At 33.3% G+C, this 23,007-nt stretch carries 24 protein-coding genes; 5 read left to right on the forward strand and 19 right to left on the reverse strand.

Going from position 1 to position 23,007, the window contains the following annotated elements; genetic code table 11:
• Nucleotides 1–19 precede the first annotated feature (19 nt).
• Complete coding sequence (locus tag ACQKM9_RS15590; protein ID WP_427735263.1) at nt 20–2,404, reverse strand: 3-hydroxyacyl-CoA dehydrogenase/enoyl-CoA hydratase family protein; 2,385 nt, start codon at nt 2,402–2,404, stop codon at nt 20–22.
• A gap of 257 nt (nt 2,405–2,661) precedes the next feature.
• Between ACQKM9_RS15590 and ACQKM9_RS15595 the strand changes: the two genes are divergently transcribed.
• Nucleotides 2,662–2,988, forward strand: coding sequence for a thioredoxin family protein (locus ACQKM9_RS15595; protein ID WP_427735264.1), 327 nt, complete (start codon nt 2,662–2,664; stop codon nt 2,986–2,988).
• A gap of 594 nt (nt 2,989–3,582) precedes the next feature.
• On the forward strand, nt 3,583–4,104 hold the full coding sequence (locus ACQKM9_RS15600) for a C39 family peptidase (RefSeq protein ID WP_427735265.1): 522 nt from the start codon (nt 3,583–3,585) through the stop codon (nt 4,102–4,104).
• Here the strand turns inward: ACQKM9_RS15600 and ACQKM9_RS15605 are convergent.
• From ACQKM9_RS15605 to ACQKM9_RS15655, 11 genes are all read right to left on the reverse strand, one after another.
• Nucleotides 4,087–4,974 carry a 5'-3' exonuclease gene (locus ACQKM9_RS15605; RefSeq protein ID WP_427735266.1) on the reverse strand — a complete coding sequence of 296 codons (888 nt, stop codon included), beginning with the start codon at nt 4,972–4,974 and terminating at the stop codon, nt 4,087–4,089. The genes ACQKM9_RS15600 and ACQKM9_RS15605 overlap by 18 nt on opposite strands.
• 203 nt (nt 4,975–5,177) lie before the next feature.
• Nucleotides 5,178–6,665: a histidine ammonia-lyase gene (hutH, locus tag ACQKM9_RS15610; protein WP_427735267.1), complete on the reverse strand. Its 1,488-nt coding sequence runs from the start codon at nt 6,663–6,665 to the stop codon at nt 5,178–5,180.
• Nucleotides 6,666–7,353: 688 nt separating this feature from the next.
• The gene (locus ACQKM9_RS15615; protein WP_427735269.1) at nt 7,354–8,082 is read right to left on the reverse strand and encodes a LytR/AlgR family response regulator transcription factor; all 729 of its coding nucleotides are present in this window, start codon (nt 8,080–8,082) and stop codon (nt 7,354–7,356) included.
• Nucleotides 8,063–9,376 carry a sensor histidine kinase gene (locus ACQKM9_RS15620; RefSeq protein WP_427735270.1) on the reverse strand — a complete coding sequence of 438 codons (1,314 nt, stop codon included), beginning with the start codon at nt 9,374–9,376 and terminating at the stop codon, nt 8,063–8,065. The genes ACQKM9_RS15615 and ACQKM9_RS15620 overlap by 20 nt, the downstream gene beginning before the upstream one ends.
• 18 nt (nt 9,377–9,394) lie before the next feature.
• Nucleotides 9,395–9,568 (reverse strand): hypothetical protein, encoded by a 174-nt coding sequence (locus tag ACQKM9_RS15625; RefSeq protein WP_427735271.1) that lies wholly within the window; start codon nt 9,566–9,568, stop codon nt 9,395–9,397.
• Entirely contained in the window at nt 9,561–10,148 is a 588-nt protein-coding gene (locus ACQKM9_RS15630) for an accessory gene regulator ArgB-like protein (RefSeq protein WP_427735300.1), read from the reverse strand. Before ACQKM9_RS15630 ends, ACQKM9_RS15625 begins: the two co-directional genes overlap by 8 nt.
• A 314-nt stretch (nt 10,149–10,462) precedes the next feature.
• On the reverse strand, nt 10,463–11,089 hold the full coding sequence (locus tag ACQKM9_RS15635) for an ABC transporter ATP-binding protein (protein ID WP_427735272.1): 627 nt from the start codon (nt 11,087–11,089) through the stop codon (nt 10,463–10,465).
• Nucleotides 11,090–11,110: 21 nt separating this feature from the next.
• Nucleotides 11,111–12,988, reverse strand: coding sequence for a hypothetical protein (locus tag ACQKM9_RS15640; RefSeq protein WP_427735273.1), 1,878 nt, complete (start codon nt 12,986–12,988; stop codon nt 11,111–11,113).
• A 144-nt stretch (nt 12,989–13,132) separates the two neighbouring features.
• Nucleotides 13,133–13,501: a hypothetical protein gene (locus ACQKM9_RS15645; protein ID WP_427735274.1), complete on the reverse strand. Its 369-nt coding sequence runs from the start codon at nt 13,499–13,501 to the stop codon at nt 13,133–13,135.
• A gap of 107 nt (nt 13,502–13,608) precedes the next feature.
• Entirely contained in the window at nt 13,609–13,782 is a 174-nt protein-coding gene (locus tag ACQKM9_RS15650) for a hypothetical protein (protein ID WP_427735304.1), read from the reverse strand.
• Between the two features lie 706 nt (nt 13,783–14,488).
• Nucleotides 14,489–14,929 carry an Lrp/AsnC family transcriptional regulator gene (locus tag ACQKM9_RS15655; protein WP_427735275.1) on the reverse strand — a complete coding sequence of 147 codons (441 nt, stop codon included), beginning with the start codon at nt 14,927–14,929 and terminating at the stop codon, nt 14,489–14,491.
• A 140-nt stretch (nt 14,930–15,069) separates the two neighbouring features.
• On the opposite strand from ACQKM9_RS15655, the gene ACQKM9_RS15660 reads away from it, so the two are divergent.
• Nucleotides 15,070–15,654, forward strand: coding sequence for a DJ-1/PfpI family protein (locus ACQKM9_RS15660; RefSeq protein ID WP_427735276.1), 585 nt, complete (start codon nt 15,070–15,072; stop codon nt 15,652–15,654).
• A gap of 84 nt (nt 15,655–15,738) precedes the next feature.
• Here the strand turns inward: ACQKM9_RS15660 and ACQKM9_RS15665 are convergent, their stop codons facing one another.
• The 5 genes from ACQKM9_RS15665 to ACQKM9_RS15685 form a co-directional block, all read right to left on the reverse strand.
• Complete coding sequence (locus ACQKM9_RS15665; protein ID WP_427735277.1) at nt 15,739–16,188, reverse strand: OsmC family protein; 450 nt, start codon at nt 16,186–16,188, stop codon at nt 15,739–15,741.
• 15 nt (nt 16,189–16,203) lie between these two features.
• Nucleotides 16,204–16,665, reverse strand: a complete 462-nt coding sequence (locus ACQKM9_RS15670) for a hypothetical protein (protein WP_427735278.1) — start codon at nt 16,663–16,665, stop codon at nt 16,204–16,206.
• A 567-nt stretch (nt 16,666–17,232) separates the two neighbouring features.
• Complete coding sequence (locus ACQKM9_RS15675) at nt 17,233–18,141, reverse strand: EamA family transporter (RefSeq protein WP_427735279.1); 909 nt, start codon at nt 18,139–18,141, stop codon at nt 17,233–17,235.
• A gap of 72 nt (nt 18,142–18,213) precedes the next feature.
• Nucleotides 18,214–18,351 (reverse strand): hypothetical protein, encoded by a 138-nt coding sequence (locus tag ACQKM9_RS15680; RefSeq protein WP_427735280.1) that lies wholly within the window; start codon nt 18,349–18,351, stop codon nt 18,214–18,216.
• Nucleotides 18,352–18,838: 487 nt separating this feature from the next.
• Nucleotides 18,839–19,054 carry a hypothetical protein gene (locus tag ACQKM9_RS15685; protein ID WP_038188755.1) on the reverse strand — a complete coding sequence of 72 codons (216 nt, stop codon included), beginning with the start codon at nt 19,052–19,054 and terminating at the stop codon, nt 18,839–18,841.
• Between the two features lie 384 nt (nt 19,055–19,438).
• Here ACQKM9_RS15685 and ACQKM9_RS15690 point away from each other — a divergent pair, with 384 nt between their 5' ends.
• Entirely contained in the window at nt 19,439–20,089 is a 651-nt protein-coding gene (locus ACQKM9_RS15690) for a DsbA family oxidoreductase (RefSeq protein ID WP_427735281.1), read from the forward strand.
• A 125-nt stretch (nt 20,090–20,214) separates the two neighbouring features.
• Nucleotides 20,215–20,817 carry a nitroreductase family protein gene (locus tag ACQKM9_RS15695; RefSeq protein ID WP_427735282.1) on the forward strand — a complete coding sequence of 201 codons (603 nt, stop codon included), beginning with the start codon at nt 20,215–20,217 and terminating at the stop codon, nt 20,815–20,817.
• 434 nt (nt 20,818–21,251) lie between these two features.
• On the opposite strand, the gene ACQKM9_RS15700 is transcribed toward ACQKM9_RS15695, so the two are convergent.
• Nucleotides 21,252–21,971: a hypothetical protein gene (locus ACQKM9_RS15700; RefSeq protein ID WP_427735283.1), complete on the reverse strand. Its 720-nt coding sequence runs from the start codon at nt 21,969–21,971 to the stop codon at nt 21,252–21,254.
• Nucleotides 21,972–22,374: 403 nt separating this feature from the next.
• On the reverse strand, nt 22,375–23,007 hold the full coding sequence (locus tag ACQKM9_RS15705; RefSeq protein ID WP_427735284.1) for a hypothetical protein: 633 nt from the start codon (nt 23,005–23,007) through the stop codon (nt 22,375–22,377).

A 23,007-nucleotide genomic window follows, 5' to 3' on the forward strand; every position in this document is an offset into this window, starting at 1 on the left:
CTTAATCACTTCTCTAAAATTAGTTGCGAAGTGGTTTCCCTTTCACTAACATATGTTGCATTCTAGCTTGTGATTTTGGCTCTGCAACAAGGCTTAAGAACGCTTCACGCTCTAAATCTAGTAAGTATTGTTCATCCACTAATGTGCCGTATGGAACTTTGCCGCCTGCTAAAACATACGCAAGCTTTTTCGCTATTTTCAAATCATGCTCACTAATGTAGCCTGATTGATACATTCCTTGTGCTCCTAACAATAGTGTTGCATAACCAGTTTCACCTACAACCGGCACCTTAGTTCTAATTGGCGCTGTATAACCACCTTCATATAATGCCAATGCAGCTTGTTTGGCGTCATATAGTTGGTGTTCAGAGTTAACGCTAATACCATCTGCAAAATTCAAGAAATTATTTTCGCGTGCTTCCTCAGCAGATGTGGAAACTTTCGCCATTGCGATAGATTCAAATACTTTATTTGCGATATTTTGATAATCGACTTGTACTCCATTTGGTAATCCTTTTAAATGCTTTAAGTACAATTCTTTATTACCGCCACCGCCTGGAATTAGACCTACACCTACTTCCACTAGCCCCATATACGTTTCCATTGTTGCTTGAATATGAGCTGCTGGTAAACAAACTTCAGAACCGCCACCAAGCGTCATAGCAAATGGTGCTGCCACTACTGGTTTTGAACTGTACTTAATTTTCATCATTGCATTTTGGAAACCACGTATCGTGAAGTCTAATTCGAAAATGTTGTCATCTTGGGCTTCCATAAGAATCATTCCTAAGTTGGCACCAACGCAGAAGTTCTTCCCTTGGTTACCAATAACAAGCCCTTTGTAATTTGCTTCTACCTCATCAATCGCATAATTAATCATTTGTATTACATCTAAACCGATAGCGTTTGCTTGTGAATGGAATTCCAGTAACGCAATGCCATCCCCCATATCGATTAAGCTAGCTCCTGAGTTGGATTTAATAACACCGTGTTTTTTCTTGTAGCGCTTTAAATCGATTACTTTTTCATTAACCGCTACTAGCTTGTAATCTTCACCGTCAAAGTAAGCTAATCCATCCTCTAGTTCTTTATAAAAAGTTTCATAGCCTTTTGCTAGTAAGCCTTCTACGAAACTAGGAATTTCTTTACCTTCAGCAGTCATCTTCTCAACTGATTTCTTGACACCTATTGCATCCCAAATTTCAAAAGGTCCTTGTGTCCAGCCGAAACCCCATTTCATGGCGTTATCGATTGCGACAATGTCATCGGCAATTTCACCATGTAATTGTGCTGAGTAAAGTAAAGTTGGTGCTAGCACATTCCACAATAATTCTCCTGTACGGTCATCAGCATATGTTAACAACTTCACTTTCGCTGCTAATCCTTTTTGTTGCTTTGCCATTTCAATTGAAGGAGTGCGGAGTTTTTTTACTGGTTCATATTCAAATGTATCTGTATTTAACTCTAATATCTCTTTTCCTTTTTTAATGAAGAACCCTTGACCTGACTTCGCTCCAAGCCAGCCATTATCAACCATCTTCTGAAGATAAGCTGGTACTTCAAAAACTTGTTGCTCTTCGCCAGTTGTTTGATCATATACATTTTTTGCTACGTGAACGAAAGTATCTAAGCCAACAACATCTAATGTACGAAGAGTTGCTGATTTTGGACGGCCGATTAACGGTCCTGTAACAGAATCTACTTCACCAACCGAAAAACCACGCTCTTGCATTTCACGTAAAGTAACAAGCAAGCCATATGTACCAATCCGATTAGCTATGAAATTTGGTGTATCTTTTGCTAGAACGACACCTTTTCCTAGTTTGTCTTCTCCAAATTCCTTCATAAATGTCACTACATCAGGACAAGTATTCTTTGCCGGAATTACTTCAAGTAGTTTCAAATAGCGTGGTGGATTGAAGAAATGAGTGCCTAGGAAATGCTTTTGAAAGTCCTCTGAAAGACCTTCAGCCATTGCATCAATACTTATGCCTGATGTATTTGAACTAATAATTGTACCTGGTTGACGTACTGTATCAATTTTTTCATATAGATTCTTTTTAATAGCTAAGTTTTCAACGACAACCTCTATAATCCAATCCACTTCTTTTAGTTTTTCAAGATCATCCTCAAAATTCCCTACCGATAATAGTGCTAAGTTTTTCTTTGCAGTTAATGGTGCTGGTTTTTGTTTTAAAAGCTTTTGTAATGCAGTTTCTGCAAATCGATTACGAACGATCGAACTATCTATAGTAAGCCCCTTCGCTTCTTCCTCTTTAGTCAATTCCTTTGGTACGATATCAAGTAAAATTGTTGGAATACCGATGTTTGCTAAATGGGCTGCGATCCCCGAACCCATTACCCCCGAACCTAATACAGCTGCCTTCTTAATTTGATAAGCCATGAGCAAATCCTCCCTTTTCCCCTTTTTGAATGAATGCTCATTCATTTTATGAGTAAAAAAAATAAAACTTCCTTATCTGCTTATAAGTTTAGACTATTTTCTATATTTTCGCAATAATCAAATTCACTGAAAATACAAAAATATGGATTTAATTTTAAATATATTCCTTTTTACAGGCGGGACTCACTTTTTTAAAACAAGTTGCTTTCAGGGCTAACAAAAAACGTGTACACTATTTCAATAGGAGGGATTTACTTATGAAACCAATTACAACTATCGAACAATTTAATGCAACTACTGCGACAACAAAACCTGTGATCGTAAAATTCCACGCTGGATGGTGCCCTGACTGCACACGCATGGATATGTTCATCGATCCTATTATCGAAGAATACAATCAATACGATTGGTATGAATTAAATCGCGATGAGCTTCCAGAGCTTGCTGAAAAGTATGATGTAATGGGTATTCCTAGCTTACTGATCTTCAAAGAGGGCGAAAAGTTGGCTCACCTTCACAGTGCAAATGCTAAATCACCAGCTCAAGTAACTGAGTTTTTAGAAGCTCAAAAGGAAAAAGCATAACATTGTTTAACGGATAGACTGTAGACAACTCGAAGAATTTCGAGTTTGTCTACAGTCTTTTTCTTTTAAAAAATAAATAGATAGGAACGTTGATTTCCGCTACGATGGACGCTTGCCGCGGGCGGGCGCCACCTCCGCTCCAATCAACTACACATGTAATATAAACAAATCTTTTAAGATGATGGGAAATAAAAAAATATCGAAAGAAATCAAATTGAAATGATTGCTTTGGATCAACTAGTACCCAAGAACATATTATAGGGAAAACTGAGGACGCGGTGACCAACCTTACTTACTTTTGCTGTTGTGAATTTAAAGAAACTCGCCAATTGTACTTGGCAAGTTCAAAAATGGAAAGTAAGTTAGTGTCTATCCGTTTTTTCTTGTTTATATTGTAATATACTATGTATTCTATTCATGAAAAGTTCTAACAATTACATACTTACGTTGCAATAATAATGTTAAAAAAACAAATCAAATTTACATATTTTGTTGTCTGAAAATGGTTTGTATCTAAAATCTTTTCTAATAGTAACTACGAGTTGAATCCTTTCTCATTTATATTCATACATTCTTTTTATGGAGGCGAATTATATGCGCATTCAATTACCTGTAAATGGGCAATCCCAACATGCCGATAATGTGCTTAAAAAATTCCGGAATTCTGCATGTGGACCAACAACCGCTGCGGTCATGTTGGACTACCTATTACCTCATGAAACAACAAAAAGCATCAATCAGCTTTATAAACAGCTCGGAACGACACCAATCGGCCTTTTTAAGTACCGCTTCATTCGTAATATGCGGAAATTAATTGGGCCAGATTGGTCTATTCAAAGCTGTAGCTTACATGATGCTTTGTTTGAATTGCGCGAGGGAAGACCCGTTGCAATGAAGTTTGATAAATATTTTTCATTTCATTTTCACTTAAATCCCACATATGCCTATCACTGGGTACCACTCATCGGTTTTGAAGAGGTTGAGAATGATGTCATTCTTATTGTTCATGATAATGGTGGACAAAATCGCAATAGTGAAATACGCGAAATTTCATATAAAGCCAATCAAAAAGTGCTTAGCTTTGTAAAAATGACACCTTTAGCCAATTGGGAATAATGATTTTGCATGGCGTGAAATCAATGAATAACCATCCAACGTTAATTGATCAAGCTTTTCTTGCGTTAGTAATGGCAAAGATAAATCATCAATTGTCGCATGAATTGGCACTTCTGTATGAATTTTTGCTAGCTGATGTGAAAGCTTTAACATCTCTTCATATTCAGTGATTTTAGAACGTTGAGCTGGTTTAAGTTCATCAATAGCAGCTAATACACCATCAACTGAACCATATGTTTGAATGAGGTTCAACGCGGTTTTCGGACCTATACCTTTAACACCAGGATAGCCATCACTTGAGTCACCCATAAATGCTTTGACATCAGCAAATAATGCAGGTGCAATCGCGTATTCTTCTTCGAAGCGTTGTACATCATAGACATTATATTCTGTATAGCCTTTTTTCGTTAAGGCAATTGTGGTAGAAGGATTTAATAACTGTAGTAAATCCTTATCTCCACTTACAACTGTTATCTTCGCATCGTTTTTCCATTTTTCAACCATTGAGCCAATTGTATCGTCTGCTTCCATTCCTACTTCACCAAAGTTTTTCCAACCAATCATTTCCGAAACGTCCTTCGCCATATCAAATTGTGGTTTCAATTCATCTGGTGGACTCGGACGATTTGCTTTATAGCCATCAAATAGATCATTTCGGAAAGTGTGTACACCCATATCCCAACATACGGCCAAATGAGTCGGTTTCATCATCGATTGTGCAGTCAAAACATGACGTGCAAAACCTTGTACTCCATTTGTCGGGGTACCGTCTGCTTTTCTAAAAAACTGGTTCATCGGAGCTGTTGCAAAAAACGAACGGAATAACAGTGCCATTCCATCTACTACTAAAATATGTGGTTGCTCATTCATTATATATATCCTCTCAATCTGTTCACTTTAATATCTATTAAGCATTCATTATAACAAATATCTAGATAGAATGATTATGTTGTGCATTCTATGGGTAAATATGAATAGATTTGTAAGGGGGGTATTAAAAAATGAATGTACATATATAAAAACGCGTCTATTATTAGCAGGTAACTGCTAGTAATTAGACGCGTTATGTCTGTTTAATGATTGATTGGTGATAACCAATCAGCGAGCTTTTCTACATCTTCGCTAAAAATTCGATCCTCATTGATTGTAGGTACAACAGCGCGCACTTCTTGCCATTTAGTATAAAGCGCTTTAGACATTTTCTCTACGCCTCTATATTCAACTGCTTGTGCTGCACAAATAGCTTCTATTGTTAACACTCTTCTAGCATTTTCAATTATTTGATAGGCATGTCTTGAGCCTATTGTTCCCATACTGACATGATCTTCTTGATTGGCTGAAGATGGAATAGAATCTACGGATGCTGGATGTGCCAATGTTTTATTTTCAGATACAAGACTTGCTGCTGCATATTGTAATATCATTGCTCCAGATTGCAAACCTGGTTGTGGGCTTAAAAATGCCGGTAACCCTTCACTTAACTGAGGATTTACGAGACGTTCAATCCGACGTTCAGAAACGTTTGCTAATTCGGCCATACCTATCTTCAAGAAATCCATAGCAAACGCGATGGGTTGACCGTGGAAATTCCCTCCCGAAATGACTGTATCACCATCATCGAAAATAAGCGGATTATCCGTAGCCGCATTTATTTCAATTTCAAGCTTCTCTTTCACGTAGTTGAGTACTTGCCAGCTAGCCCCGTGAATTTGTGGAATACAACGTAAAGAATAAGCATCTTGCACTCGCTTCTCCCCTTGTTTAGTCGCTAATTGACTACCAGCTAACCAATCCCGCATACGTTCTGCAACGTCCATTTGTTCCTGATAGCCACGCGCCTCATGAACTGATGGATGGAAAGCATCGACAATTCCAAATAAGGACTCCATTGTCATTGCAGCAATCCATTCGCTGTCATAAGCCAATTTACTTGCTGCTAAATAATTCACAACGCCTTGAGCTGTCATTGCTTGGGTTCCATTTATTAGCGCTAATCCCTCTTTCGCTTCTAATGTAATCGCTTTCAAGTTATGTGCTTGCCATACTTCAGCTGCCGGCACTTGTTCATTCTTTTGCCAGACAAAACCTTCACCAATTAATACTAAAGCTAAATGTGATAATGGTGCCAAATCACCTGATGCACCGAGTGATCCTTGCTGAGGAATGACTGGATGAATGCGATTATTTACCATATATGCAAGGCGTTCTAACACTTCTATCCGGATGCCAGAAAAACCTTTTAATAAAGCATTTAAACGTAGAACAATCATTGCTCTAGAAACGACTTCAGCAAAAGGAGCACCTATACCACAAGCATGTGACCGAATTAAATGAAGTTGTAATTGTCGCGTATCCTCTTCTGCAATTTTCATATCACTAAATTTTCCAAAACCCGTATTGATACCATAAACAGTTTGATCTTCACGGACAATTTTCTCAACAGCTAAACGGCTTTTCTTAACAAGTTCTATCGCATTTTCATCTAATTTAACTTTGACGTCATCATTTAGAATAATATTTAGATCCGCCAATGATAGGTTCTTTCCATCTAATGTAATCATTTAACAGTCACATCCTTATTATCATTTTGAAAATACTCTATAGCAATTCGCCGAATATGAACGAATCCAACAGGCGATTTGAATGAGAAATTCTCCTAAAACACTACTTTCATTCTACATAAAATCTAATTGAAATTAAGTACTTTTTGTAAAAAAGTAAAAATTTCTCACATGCTATCAGTGCAGTATTTTAGCATGATAAAGTAACTTTTCCCTCTTAAATAAACTTCCAATTCAAGTGCTATGTTTTCTATTTTATTTTCCAAATTAAAATGGACAGTAAGCCCGAAATATAAAAAATATGCGCATCTTTCCGGTATGCACGACGAGTGGCCATCTATCTAAAATTTTTTTCGAATAGATGGATATTTTGTACACGCAGCTTGGCTCAGAGGGAAATTGCGATGAATTGATAAAAGAAGACTTGTCAGTGAAGGGATCTAGTTTGACAGGGACAATTGTTAGTTTGTTAGTTTGGTAGTTGACATAAAAAAGCACCCCCCTTTAATTGATACGCCTATCGTACTGGAGGTGCCTGGTTGTTTAAATGCGTTATTTGATTACGGGCTTACAAAAAACCGCCTAATATTAGATGTTATTGTGATTATCACAAAATAAAATTTTAGGTTGAGGTGAATAATTCAGGTTAAACGCTTTTGTAAAATATTTTTTGAGCTTTATAATTTCTTCATCTTGTCTTATTTGGTATATTTCGCAATGCTCGCGTGGAAACTGGGCATTTAGCTCCATTTACCAATTCAATGTACTTTTCCTTTTTATTAATTTGGAATACATGCTGAAGATTAACTATAAAACTTCTATGACATCTAAAGAACGTTGGATGAATATGTTCAATTTCCTTAAGCTTACCGTAAAATTCGTATACCCCATTCTTTTCAAACAATCGAACTTTATGAAAATTCTCTGATGTTTCTAAATAATAAATATTTTCATAGGGAACGTTTTTTATTATTTCACCTATCTTTACCTGATAGAAATTAACTGAATTAGTTTTTCCTAATTGTTCATAACGTTGAATAGAGCATTCAAAAGAACTAATTAGTTGATCGGTAAAGCTTGTATCAGTTCTTTTTATTATATAATCTAATGCAGCTACCTTGTATTTAAATGTTAACTTTAGTGCTTCTGAATAATCCGTTACAAATATTAAACTGGCTAAGATATCTTGCTTTCTAATTTCAGCAGCGAGTTGAAGGCCATTTTGCCCCTCTCCGAGTTCAATATCTAAAAAGTAGCAATCAGCTTTATTCGTCTCCATAAATTTTAAAACTTGTTCCGCGTTAGATGCGGCTAATACAATTTCAACACTCGGATGATTAATCATGGCATAGTTTTTTAACTTAGTGTAAAGCATTTTTTGTTGTTGTGGATTATCCTCACAAATTACAACTTTCATTGAATCCCTCGTTTTTTGTGATTTCGATAATTTGGGTGAACAAGCGCTTATTTATATTTGTATTTAATGTTACATTAGGATAACTTTTAATAATGTTAATAACATTATTTAGCCCTTTCCCTCGATTTTTCCCTTTTTCTGAGAAGCCATTTGTGAAAATTTGGTCTATCATTAAAGAATCATTATTGAAGGTATTTTCAATAACTATAATGGTAGAACCAGATATGCTGTTGAAAAACGCGATATTAATTTCTTTTTCTTCCTGAATATCATTTTGGTTATTAGCTTCAATTGCATTGTCCAAAAAGATTCCTAGTATTCTTGTTAAATCAATTACATTCATACTAATTTCATCAATTTCATCGGAAATTTCAACTTGGACCGATATTCCCTCTTTTTCGGCTTGTAAAGACTTTGTTATAATCAGTCCTTTAATACCTGTAATTTGCAACTTCGATAAATTGGCTATGCGTTTATTTCTTTTTAATGTTTCTTCTTCCGCAGTGAAAATATGCTTATTAAAATACTTCTTTAATCCTTCAAAATCATTTATTTCTATATAACCTTGCATCGTAACCAAGATATTTGTGTAATCATGCTGGAACTTCTGCATATCATTATTAATTAACTCCAATGAATACATATAGTTTGTAAATTGCGCGTTTTCAACCTCAATTTTTTGAAAGTGGGTTTCTTTTCTAATGTTAATGATTGTTATATAAAGAACAAGAATCATAATGGTAAAATAGATAATTTGTGTGATGATATTAAACTTTAAAAGGCTATCTTTGGAAAAATAATTAGTTAAATAGATATTGATATAAAACGTACACATCGTTACGAGTGCAATACAAAGGATAAGAATATAAGCAGTCTTCAATTTGCCAATCAATATATAAATTTTCCGTGTTAGAATCCGATACATCAAGATACTTATTATAAACAAAACGAAAAAAACGCAATAATGCAATTGAATATCAGGAATAAATTCAAAATGAATAGCTACGACTACATATTGCGTAAGATTGTCTGTTAAAATACCAATAATCAACACAAAGCAAATATGTATGAAAATAAGAAAATCCTTTGATAACCAAAAAAAGTAGATAAAAGAACTAATAATTAAGTAGATGATTCCTTGCCACTGACCAATAGATTCATAAATCAATGTGGTCGGAAAAATAATCAATACAATATAAGTTAAGGTACTCTTAATACTAATCTTAACTTGTATTGCATAGGTGACGGCCCAAAATATTAAAACAAACTCAATTATTAAAGTAAAAAAATCCATATTTTTCTCCGAATTAATTTATTCCTTATTAGATGCGAATGGGTGACTGTTTAGTAGTTCGCTAGGAACCTTTTTTTCATGAAATAGAGCAGTACATGATGTGATAGTTGCCATTCCTCCTACCGCAACAACTATTTGAGCTACCTTTGATACAAAAAACTTTAGATTTAATTCTTTTTTGTCTTTATTCATCTTTAATCTCTCCTTTAATCGATTGTAAAACCAACATGATTGTTTCTAAAAATAATCCATAAAAAATAAAGAATTTAACTACTATTGGACATAAAAAATATACACCCACCAAGAGTAATAATCGGACTTTCATTTTCCTTCTTAAATGCTCACGATGTGCATTACTAAAAACTGGTTGATTTTTAGTGCCTTTTGGTGCAAGTGTATAGATTGATACTAAGAGAATACAAAAAATGATGTTTAATAAAATTGCTGAGAAATTCACATAAAAATCGGCTAAATAATAAATTGCTATAGGAAATGCAACCATACTCCATCCAATACACGTAAATAAACTTTTGAAGTGGTAACCTAAGCATACTTGTCTTAAAAGGAAGAATGACAGATGTGTAATTAAAGTTGGAAACATACAATCTAATAAAAATGCCGCCAAATATATTAGTAGCAATTTATAAAATTCTGATAGAATAATTTTTATACCAAACTTTAATTTTTCTCTTTCAAGAAAAGAATACTGGTCTTGATTTAATACGTTGAATAGAGTTTTTTCCAGTCTATATATCCTTCTCACCCCCTCCATAAGATTCACAGAAGAAGCCCGATTTCATACTATAGTCCCACTTACATTCTACCATAATTTCCTAATTAATTAGTTTTTTTTCATAATAAACTTTTACTTTTTTATCATAATCGTACGTAGCGTTATTTTATTAATTTGACCCATCTTTTTATTGCAGAAACAGAAAATTCTAGATTTTATAAATAAAAATTACACGGTACAGTTCTAAATCGTATTCATAAAACAATCATTCTAGGGAGAGATTTGAATGTTTAGTAGTAACAATCTAAAAAAATCAGTTACCACAGATTTAATAGTAAGCGCCATAAGCTATGTTATAAATTTATAACTCTCGAACAATTTGAAATTGCACTTTCATCATGACTCACCATTATAATTGTCTTCCCTTGATTGTGGAATTCTTTAAGCAAATTCATAATGATTTTTCCATTTTTCTGATCTAAACTCCCTGTGGGCTCATCTGCTAATATGATTTCACTTTTACGTAATATTAATCTTGCAATTGCTACTCTTTGTTGTTCACCTCCAGATAGCTGAAAAATTTTTTTATCTAGAATATCACCAAGCCCTAATTTATTTAACTCTTGTAAAGCCAACTTTCTACCTTCTTTTTGGGGGATTTTATCCAAAACAATTCTTAAATTTTCATACACGGTTAAATCATCGATTAATGCATAATTTTGAAACAAATAACCAATCTCATTTTTGAGTAATTTACGTACTTCTTTTGTATCTCTATAACTTATTTTTTTCCCATTAATAATTACATTTCCATCGCATTCTTCTAGTAGTCCTATTATATTCAGTAATGTGGATTTTCCAGCTCCACTCTTTCCTGTTATTCCAAGAAATTCACCTTTTTCTATTTCTAAATTAAGATTATTGAATATCAGATGGCCATTATATGATTTTGTAATATTCTCAAGTTTTATTAAACTCATTATTTTTCTCCGCTTCTATATTTATTCACCTTTTAATGCTAGCACTGCCTTGCTTCTCATATATTGGTGTAACAAAACTCCATAAATAATTCCTTCTATGAAGAATAAAAAAAAGAAGGCTGGATTCACAATTAGTGTAATTCCTATAGTAATGATGCCGTTTAATATCGTAAATTTACCAATTGTTTTTATTGGATACCTACCAACTAATCGATATACTGCGAATTCTTTTTTTCGTAGTTCCAAGAAAATCGTCACTATTGATAAAACACAAAGTAAAAAAGATAATAAGTTGATTATCATATGAAAGAGGGATTCAAAAAGATTCAATTCTAAATTTCCTTTTAGAATATTATAGTCACTATTTAAGGGTTCAATCCTCATACTATTTGTGTCTATTCCTAAATGGACTAATTCTTGTTCGATAATTTCCGCACCATTTTTATCCAGTAAAATCTCTCCTGAATTCAAATACAATGTTCTTTTTGGTTCATGTATATAATAAATAGAGTCATATATATAATTCCCTGGCCATAAAATATTATCCTGAACTTGCCCGTTTTTGATATAGATTATTTTTGTGTTTTTTTCTAATTGAAAATAGTCAAGAACCTTTTCAATATCGTTCTTAATATGAATTGGAATTAATAAAGTATTTGCCTTTACTTGTGAAGCATTAATTTTATTGTTTTTTTCATCTACAATATCTAACAATTCTAATATATTCGGAGAAATAGAAGTATAAGCAAATTCATCTCGATCTCTTAATTTACCACTAGATTGATACAACTTGAGTTCGGTTATATCAAGTGTGTGGTCTGTAGGTGAGTAATTATATACTTGTCCTTCGTCTAAAGATGCAATTAGTTGATCTAATTTTGTATGTATTGCTGCATCAGGTACAACGGATGTTTGTATCTTATAAAAATCATAATTCTGTAGCTTACTTATTGATTGAATATTTGCATTAAGTTTATATATGTCCTTAATAGAGGTATTCATTGAAAATGCTAATAAGGTTACGATGACAAATTTAAATATAATCAAAGTATAAAATAGTAACTTATTATTTCGTTTATTTTTTATAGCTCCTACTTGATTTACCTTATATATATATATAGTTCCAACAAAAGCAGACAATAAAAAAACTAGTGCTAAAAAGAAGCATAATAAAAAATATATCCGAGCATATAGGATGATTTTTCCAACATCGGTTATAACAATATATATACTAAATGGTATTGCTAAAAATAAACTAGATAAATAGGAATGGATTAACAGCTTAAAAAGTAGTCTAAAAGAAATTTTACTATTACTCCATCCATGTAACTTTAAAATCCCTATTTCTTTTAATCGATATACATAATAGGTTGCTATACTTAATATTATTAATAGAATAAGCAATGAAAAAAATTTTATATTTAATGAAGAGAAAAGCATTCCTAAAGTGAAATTTAGTGGCTCGTTCTTGAGTAGACTTACACTATATCCTTTTTTTTCAAGAGTAGATTTTAGATTTTCTATTTTTTTATATTCATTGCTTTGAGTAGTGAAAAATTTAATTTTTTTGTCCATTTTTTCATCAAAATCATAATAAATAATCTCATTTCCAGGAAACACACTAGGTTGTTTTCCTAGATTGATGGTTGAAGTTGGGTTAATAAAGGTAACTTCTAATTCATTTCTTCCAAAACTACTATTCTTAAAATTTGCCAATCTAATCATTAAATTTGTATCTTCAGCCATTTCTTTTAATTCTTTACCCGAAATACTTTTAGATAAATTAAAATCATAAATTGTCTCATCGTTGTGATATACCATTTTATCCGCAACTAATAAAAAAAAGGAAAAAGAGAAAACTGCTACTAATATACCTATCCCATAAAAAATTTTTTTCATATTTATTCATCTGTCCCTATTTTTTAATATTTTTTAGATCGTATTAATTATACAAATAAAGGAAGTGATTTTAAGTGAACAAAGTTTACACTGTAAAGTTTTGAAACCTTACAGTGTATATTAGTTTAGATATGTTAATAAGTATTATTTAGTAGTGATTGCTTTAAAATCATTATAACCAGATTTTTCTGGTACAAATGGATTTGAATGGGTAGATGCTCTAGTTACTTTTACTTCTCCTGCTGCATCTACTCCGCTAGTAGTGCCTGTTTTTTCACTTTTTTGACCTTTATCATCTTGAACCCAAACTCTAACCTCATATTTAACGCCATCACTTTTTCTATCCCAAAGTTTAGAATAGAGTATACCATCACCATCTTCTCCACCATACCATGTGGCACCACCACCATTTAAAGATTCAGAAGCTGCCATAGCAACTACTGAAAATCCAGCAGTCATCATACCTGCTGCTAATAAACCGACAGTACCTTTTTTAATCTTTTTGAAATCCATTATTCCCATCTCCTTCTATAATTGTTGAAGTACAAACGGTAAAACCCGTTATTATTTTTTGATTTTGTAATAGATATTAGTAATTCAATATTCAATTAATTATCAGTTTAGGGACGCTTAGCTTGAGTCATTCTGGGAAGAAGTAATTCAACCACCGAATGAAGCACTCTACCTCGTTCATCAATTGAGCAAGCATAATGTTTATGCTTAGCGAGATCTATACCTACGATGAGTGTAATTTCAGTTACTTGATTAATTTTTTGATTCGTTTTAGAATTCATAAATGGAGTCCTCATGTGTGATGATAGGTCGATGGCGGTTGACAATCATACATCATACTAGAGGGCTTTTTTAATTCAAGAGCCTGAAAATCCATCTAACAGGAATGCGCCTTAAATTGAATGTTATATTTTACATCAAGAATTTAAAATCCTTGTGTAATAATTGCTTGCCGACGTCGGTACGTAAATTATAGCAAGCGAGTTATCTCAAAAACTATTTTTTTCCTAAAATGCAATATTTTCATCTTAAACGCTGATAGTTTTATTTTCACGATATTTAAGCTGAATTTATCAACGTTTATTATAATTATCAATGCCTATGTAATAACATAGAGGTATATATAGATACACTATCAAATTTAGAAGAATATATCGTAAATATTCTTATTCAAGAAAAGCGTGTTGATTTAGAACGTTAAAAAATTAAGCTTTTAAAAAACAACATCGTTTCTAACTTCATTTAACAGTCACATCCTTAGTATCATTTTGAAAATACTCTATAGCAATTCGCCGAATATGAACGAACCCAAAAGGCGATTCGAATGAGAAATTCTCCTAAAACACTACTTTCATTCTACATAAAATCTATTTCAAATTAAGTACTTTTTGAAAACAAGTAAAAATTCCCCATGAGCTATCAATGTAGTATTTTAGCATGATAAAGTTATTGATATTGTTTTAAAATAACTCCAAACACGATTACATTTTATTCTTCTTCCATCGTAAAAGGTTCTATTACTCTTTTTTCATGGGACGATAACACAATATTTGTTGAAGGTGTGCCGTATTGCATGGAGTCATTAATAAATTGCTCTAAACTCTCTACAGAATGCGTTGCTATTTTGACAATATAGCTAATCTCTCCTGCCACCCTGTAACACTCAAGTACATCAGAATGATTATGACAAAAACTTGCTAATGCTTTACAATCCTTTGACTCGAACAAAATAATCGCACGCATTGGACGATGCATTTTGTTCAAAGCAACTTTTGCATGATAACCTTCAATAATTTGCTTTTCTTCAAGCTTTCGAACTCTCTCTATAACTGCAGGAGCCGATAAATGAACGATTTCTGCTAATTCTTTCATAGAAGTTTTGGCATTTAGCTGTAATTCCCTTACTATCTTTTTATCTATTTGATCCATTTTTTCACTCACCTTTTTTTATTAAATAGAATAACTCAAAATCCTTATAATATAAATTTAATTAAAGAAATATCCTTTTTCAGATTATGTAATATAACTTTTTATTTATTTAAAATTAAGATATTGGAGGGATTAAAGAAATGAAAAAAATATTATTGTTATTGGCAGATGGCTTTGAAGCAGTAGAGGCGAGCGTATTTACAGATGTGCTTGGTTGGAACAAATGGGAAGGCGACGGCTCAACTGAGGTTGTGACAGTTGGCCTTCGAGATACATTAACTTGCACTTGGAATTTCAACGTTGTACCTGAAAAAACAGTTGATGACATCCAATTAGATGAATTTGATGCATTGGCTATTCCCGGAGGATTTGAAGAGGCAGGCTTTTATGAAGACGCATTTAGTGAATCATTTTTGAAAGTAATCCGGCATTTTGATGCAAAACAAAAACCTATTGCTAGCATTTGTGTTGCATCATTAGCACTTGGTAAAAGTGGCATTCTAGCAAATAGAAAAGCAACGACTTATGCTCACCCAACAAGTATAAGAAAAGAACAGTTAAAGGATTTTGGCGTAAACGTACAAAATGAGAGAATTGTTCAAGACGGTAATATTATTACATCATCCAATCCTGGTACTGCTTTTGATGTCGCTTTCCTATTACTTGAAATGCTAACGACAAAAGAAAATACACATCATGTGAAAGATCTAATGGGATTTGCCTAAACAAAGGTAAATTAAGCTGATGTGTTTTCAATTCATTAAAAAACTGCTAAGTAATCGACTTTAACGAATACTTAGCAGCTCATCTTACTCTTCTATTTTTAAATGCACTTGCAACTCAAGTGCCACATTCCCTTGAATTGCCTTACTGATCATACATGTTTTTTCTGCTTTTTCTGCAAGTTTTTGCGTTAGACTAGCATCTCGTGCCGTTGAACCGTTTGATAAAGTGATTTCTGGTTTATGGATGATTTTCTTATACGTAAAGACTCCATTCGTTACATCAACGATTCCTTCAGATTGCATCGATAAACTCACTACATCGATACTTGAACGCTCAAGCATAGCGGCTAACGTAATAATATAACAAGTCGCAGCAGCTCCTAACAACATCTCATCTGGATTTGTACCAATACCAGGCCCATCCATTTCAGATGGAATCGATACTTTTGTTTGTAGTTGACCAGATGCGATTGTACCTACCTCATTACGACCACCTGGCCAATTCGCAGTCAAATTAAAACTGTGTTCTGCCATGATTAAACCTCATTTCTAATCCGCAAATGAATAGTATTTTTCTGTATATGGATCGAATGCATAACGCGTAACTACTTTATTCTTTTCAAGCGTAATAATATACATTTCTAGCCCCGAATAGTCGACAATTGTCCCGCTAAATTTACGGTCTTTCACAACTTTCCCGCCCTCGGTACGCGAAATAATTTGCGCTGCATCTTCTACTTTAAAACTCGGTACATGCTTTTGGAAATAGAAAGGTGCAATTATTAAAAGTACATATGCAATTATGATAAGTACATTCTTTTTTCTTATATTACTTTTTTCAACCAATATAAAGTAAGCGACGAACAATAATACATTACCGCCAATAATATAAACTGGCATATCTCCCAGACCATTAATAAATAGATATTTTTTCCCTATAAAATAATAATACAGCATCTGTAATGTTGAAATTACAAGTATTCCTTGTAAAAGTCGTTTTCTCTTATACATTTATGTTTCACCTCAAAAAATTTATAGATCCTATGTTCAATAAAAAGCATTCGAAGCCCACGACAAATTATGCCATAATAGAATGCAGATTGGTAGAAGGAAAACCGGTCACTCTTATAGAAGAAACATCGGACAAGCATTTTCGTATTCACAACGATCCTATTATTATTTACACTCTATGTACTCTTTTTGCCTAAACCAATAGCTTTTCTAATGAAAAAGATGTTTGATGTTGGCGTTGTAGTGAAGCCTGAAAATTATGAGGCCAACGAGAAAAAGACAAAGAGCTTGAATACTATCGATTATGATTATTAGTATAAAGACGGTTACCTTAATATCATTGTTCCCAAAGACAGGTCAGAACATGTAAACGTAATTTCAAATTCATGGCGATGCATTGGTGCATTCGTTATAAATGTTGGCAAGAGAAAATAGAAAAGATTTATCACTATGATTTTAGGGCAAAATTATTCTTATAAGTATGAGCATATATTTGCTTGTCGTGATATTACTTTTATTGTTCAAAACAAAAAAACGCCAATCGATTATTCGATTGACGTTTTACAATTATAATTCGTCGGCTAGACCGAGGATGACAATACCTAGCATAATAATTGCAATGACGAAGTATTGTTTCTTTGTTAGTTTTTCTTTTAAGAAAATACGCGATAGTATAATTGAGAAAATACAGTATGATGAAATAATTGGTGCGGAGATAAACGCATATGCTGAAATTGCGTACACATAGAAGAACTGACCAATCGTTTCTAAAACTGCTGCGTATGTGCGATCACGCTCTTTAAATACATTGAATTTCACTTTTTTATAGAAGCGAAGATAGATAAAGCATACAATTGCTACGATAAAGAATGTGTATTCATATGCTAGTAGCGCTGCATCTTCAGTCATAATTGTTAACTCATCTAAATAGATACCATCAGCAAAAGTTCCTACCCCATCTATTAATGCGTATAAAATCGGGAATAACATTGCGAAAAATCCAAATTGATATTTACGTTCGATTTTAACTTTTTGAGAACGTAATAATGCATCATCCTGTTGCTTTTCAATAACAGCAATCCAAATAACACCAGCTGTAATAGCAATGATCCCTGCAAAATGTATCCACGTAACTTCTTGTGGAAAGAACATATATAATAATATCGTTGTAACCGCACCTGAAGCATTTTGCACTGGCGCTGCAATAGATAATTCTAAATAACGTAATCCAACATAACCAAAAACCATTGAAACAATGTACAATGTAGAAACAGGCAAATACGTTAACATATCTTGTGGATGGAATTCTAAACCTTTCACGAACATATAGATCGTTGCGTGAATCCCCATAACAAGACCAACCATAATGGTTATTTTGATATGACTATTTTTGTCATTTGTATCTGAGCCCTTTTTATAAAATAAGTTCGCTGCTCCCCATGAGAGCCATGTTAATATTGCAAATAAAAACCACATAATCTAAATAAACTCCTTTTTAATGGTAACCTAGTAATTTTGGATAAATAGTAAGGTAAATAACCATTAAAATTATGGAGAGTAATGCATTTTGAAAGCCTTGGTTACTTCTTGCTTCGTAGTAGCAATTACACCATTCTGGATATTAAGTCCATTGACAAATAGATTGCCTAAACTGAACAAACCGTTGGCTAAAAAAGCTTTTTTCATGTAGAAATACCTCCGTTCTGTCTAATTGTATGTATTTTTTCACCCATTGACAATAAGTATTTTTATAATAGCGCTTCCAATTACACAAGGACTTTAAGCCCTCTATACAATAGAATAAGAACGTTGATTTCCGCTACGTGCGGGCGGGGCCGCTCTCCGCTCCAATCAACTGAAATATGTAACTATTACAGCATACTATAAACGATATTTTTGAGGTGACGGAAAAAAATAAAGCTCGTCACTTAGACATGGCGAGCAGCTTAATAGTGGGAAGTTGATTGAAAAGTACGCTTAATTAAATGAATTATCCTATTGTTTAAACCTAAAAAAAGAATGTAAAAATGACAAAAGGCATCGAGAATTCACTTCTCGATGCCTTTTGTCAACACTCTGAGCCTTCTTAAAAGAATTAATTTAAGAGGGTTGTTTATTTAGCAGATATCTCTTAAATATAAAAAACATTCTGTCCCGGATTGAAGCTATTCGATTAAATAATTCTTTGTACTTCTTCAAAGTTCGGTATTCCTTTTACTAGATTATACTCTGCCCATTTCTTTACTTCACTTTCTACGGCTCTATTCTGCCATTCAAAACAACCACATTCCCTGCAATGACTTTCCATATACGTGTTATTATTCCGTCTTTTTTGATACACCGTTTCTTCCTTACAATTGTAGCAATATAGTTTTTTCTCTAATTCCATCGGTAGCCACCTAACCTTTCTTGTATGTTGGTTTTAATTGTGGCTACAGCTTTCTCTATTTGTGCTCTATTTAATCTCGCTAATGGATACTTTTTTATTTTCTCCATATCGTTTTAAAACCTACAATAATAGGTATCATCACGAACAACTATATAGATACAAAAATAAATAATTGACATTCGTTAAAGCTGTAACTATAATAGTTACAACAGGGAGGTTAAATTTTAAATAGTAGTCGATTTTCAAAACATCACTACAAAATAAAATACATTATACTCTGTAAAAGTGTAAGAATATTTATGATTTCTATTTTTTTTGAAGATGTTGTAACTTAGTTAGTTACAACATTGTGCTACTACTACTAAAAAAGGAAGGTAATATACGATGACTGTAAAAATTAAAGCTTATTCGGATTTTATATGCCCATTTTGTTTTTTAGGTAAAGGTCCTTTAGATGAGATTGTAAAGGAAAAAGACGTTGAAGTAGAATGGATGCCATTTGAATTACGTCCAAGTCCACATTCTAAAATTGATCCATGGAAAGAACCTGATAAATTAAGTTCATGGGATTCCTTTATCCTACCTACTGCAAAAAAACTAGGAGTTGACATGCGTTTACCACGTGTTTCTCCACACCCATATACCAACTTGGCATTTGAAGGATGTCATTTCGCAAAAGAACATGGAAAAGGAAATGAATTTCACCATAGAGTATTTACTGCGTTTTTCCAAGAGGAACAAAACATAGAGAACGTAGAAGTATTAACAAATTTAGCAGGTGAAGTTGGTTTGTCTATGGATGATTTTAAGGACGCTTTAGTATCACGCAAATATCGCGAGGTTCATCAAAAAGCTCTAAATCACGCCTATGAAGAAGCGCAAATTATGGCTGTTCCGACATTCATTATTGGTGATGAAGTGATTCAAGGATTAGCCAGCAAAGAAAGATTAGCTCAAGTCATTGATAAGGAATTAAAAAAAAAGAAAACAAATGACTTTGATGGCATGCAATGCGCTATAAATGGGAATTGCTAATACTAGATTTAAACTACAGTGGAGTTTTGTAAGTATTTCCTTACTTTAAATAACTGCTTGCTCTGTCAGAAAAATCTATGTGTATAAATATTATTTTAAAATTAAACTTATTTGGAGGAATTAAAATGTCATTAACTACAACAAACTTAAAAGAAGCAATTATTAACCGTCGATCTATTCGTAAGGTGAAAAAAAATGAAAACATTACAAAAGAAAGAATCAGTGAACTATTAAAAACAGCTTTATATGCTCCGACATCATTTAATATGCAAAGTGGACGTATCGTCGTAGTAATGGAAAATGAACATGACAAGTTTTGGGATATCGTAAAAGAAACACTACGCTCTCGTGTACCAGCAGAGAATTTTGAGGCAACTGCAGAAAGATTACAAGGGTTCCGCGATGGAGTAGGAACAGTACTATTCTTCGAAAACCAAGGAACAATAAAAACAATGCAAGAAAATGCACCATCTTATAAAGAACAATTCCCATTTTGGTCTCATCAAGGTAGTGCAATGTTGCAATACGCAACATGGATGTCTTTAACGGCTGAAGGAATCGGCGCATCACTGCAGCACTATAACCCAATTATTGATGAAGAAGTAAAACAAACTTGGGATATCCCAGCAGAATGGAGCTTAGTAGCACAAATGCCATTTGGTGAGCCAAACGAACAACCAGGAGAAAGAACATTCTTACCTTTTGAAGATGTTGTGAAGTTTTATTAATTGACGCGGTCTTCTGACACCATATCTAAAGAATATTTAAAGTTCATATCATATTATAATCGTTCAATAACTTCGACATCTGATAAGTCAAAAATAGAGAGTGCGACCGCTATAAAAACAATATTTTGTCGAAAACACTACCTGGAATTAGTACATCTATTATACAGAAAAACAGATAGCTCATCCTCGAATTTAGCGAGAATGGGCTATCTTGTATATACTATATGACTTTTTCAGTGGCATCGTTATGATTAACTTGATCTTTTCCTCTTAGTGAAATTAACGGCCACGAAGAAAAAGCCATGGCAGAAACGATTAATCGTTTCCGCCATGACTAAAATTCATTTTATGGACTTTTTCAGTGCCTTCGCATAAAGCTAGGCGCTCTTTTTATGCAGTGGAATACCAACTTCATTAGCATGATTAATAATTTTCTAGTTTAAGTTTATGTTTACAGTTTCTTTACTTTGATTTACATATTGAACTGATACATAAGGTGATTGATAGCTAATGAAAGAATTCGTATGTACTCCAGACCAAACTGCATTTGAAGTAGAACTTGTTCCTATTGTAGCGTCTGACCAATACACGTTTTTCATATAAGACTTAGAAGCAAAATTATCTCCACCAATTTGTGCAATTGACGTTACACGTTTTAATGAATTGCCATTTCCACTTTTTTTCCATCCATTTGCAGTAGCATTTAACACAACTGTACGCTTAACCCCATCTGTAGCAGTTCCACTTACACTAAGCTCAACCGTATTATCAGATGTTACATAAAACTTCATAAAAACAGTTTGTCCACTTTTAAAACGAGTTGTTGACGTACCACTTGAAGGGCGATTACCATTCACAGAAATAAAAGGGGCCCAATTGTCTAGTGTTGGACTATGTTGTAATCCCGCATCTACTTCTACCGAACCATTATGTCCACCTAAATAAATATAACCTGTGTCAGTTGAATTACCATAATGTACGTCATTTCCACCAGGTATGTAAACATTTGTAGACATCCACGAATAACCTGAATTTGATAATGCCTTTCTGTATGGTCCCGTACCAGTTGATGCAGCATCAGCTTGCGTTGGGATTAATAATACAAGTAAAGAAAAAATAGAAAAGATAGATAAAATACTGATTAATTTTTTCAATTTTATACCCCCTAAATTTTATTACATCTTATATTTTATACCAGAATAACAAATTTGTAAACATTTATTATAAATGTAATATTATGCTAATTTTAAATCCTATACAAATTGAGTAATGGGCTATAATTTTAAGTTATTTCGTTTGGCTCATTTATTTGAATTTTTACTTCGTAAGTAAGTGTGTCTAAGACTAAAATTGCATACATCTCTTATTATCCAATTGCAAAAAAGGGCAATTCAATAAGAGTATAACTCCTATCAAATCACCCTAACCTTGTTTAAACGTTGATTTTACAGCATTTCTACTGCTAAATTTAAATATGGAGACGGCGGAGTATCCATCCTCCGTTTTAGCCAAATTGGCTATCTTATTTATATTATATAAACTTTTTCAGCGGCCTCATTATAACCAACTTGATCTTTTTCTCGTAGTCACATACAAACTAATTTCAATAATTGAAAGTGCGACCAGGATACCAGTTTCAAGTAGACCATTTCCTTTCGCAAAAAAAAGGTAGGCTTGACCGTACATCCAGGGAGCATAAGGAGATAGGATTTTAACAGTTGATAATAGCAGCACGAATATCCATATGAAAAATGCGTGTTCATGTCGGTTCTCCAATATTACGAGTAGGATTACTATCAAGCATTGAGCCAGCCAAACATAAATGTATGTAAAAAAAGTTCCCTTTGTAAAGCTCCCCATCCAACTAGTGGCTAAGATTCCAACTATAACATAGAGACTCGTCCAAAGATAAATATCAATAATCTCCCGTTTAATAATATGAATTCGACTTGTTACTCTACCTGCAAAAAAGGGATACAACACCGCTTTTTCTCGTAAATGATGGGTGACAAAAAGCGCACCAAATAGGGAAAAAGCTAACCAAAAGAGATCATCTCGAACAATTAGATGATTTGTGAAGGGAATAGCAGCGTTCACATGAGAGACACCTTCATTTTGTTGAACCGTTCTATCAAATGAGCTCTTTAAAAAGAGCGTGAGAACACCTAATAATAGCCAAACGCTTTTCAT

Origin of the sequence: Viridibacillus sp. NPDC093762 (genome assembly GCF_050279675.1) — a bacterium.
GTDB lineage: Bacteria > Bacillota > Bacilli > Bacillales_A > Planococcaceae > Viridibacillus.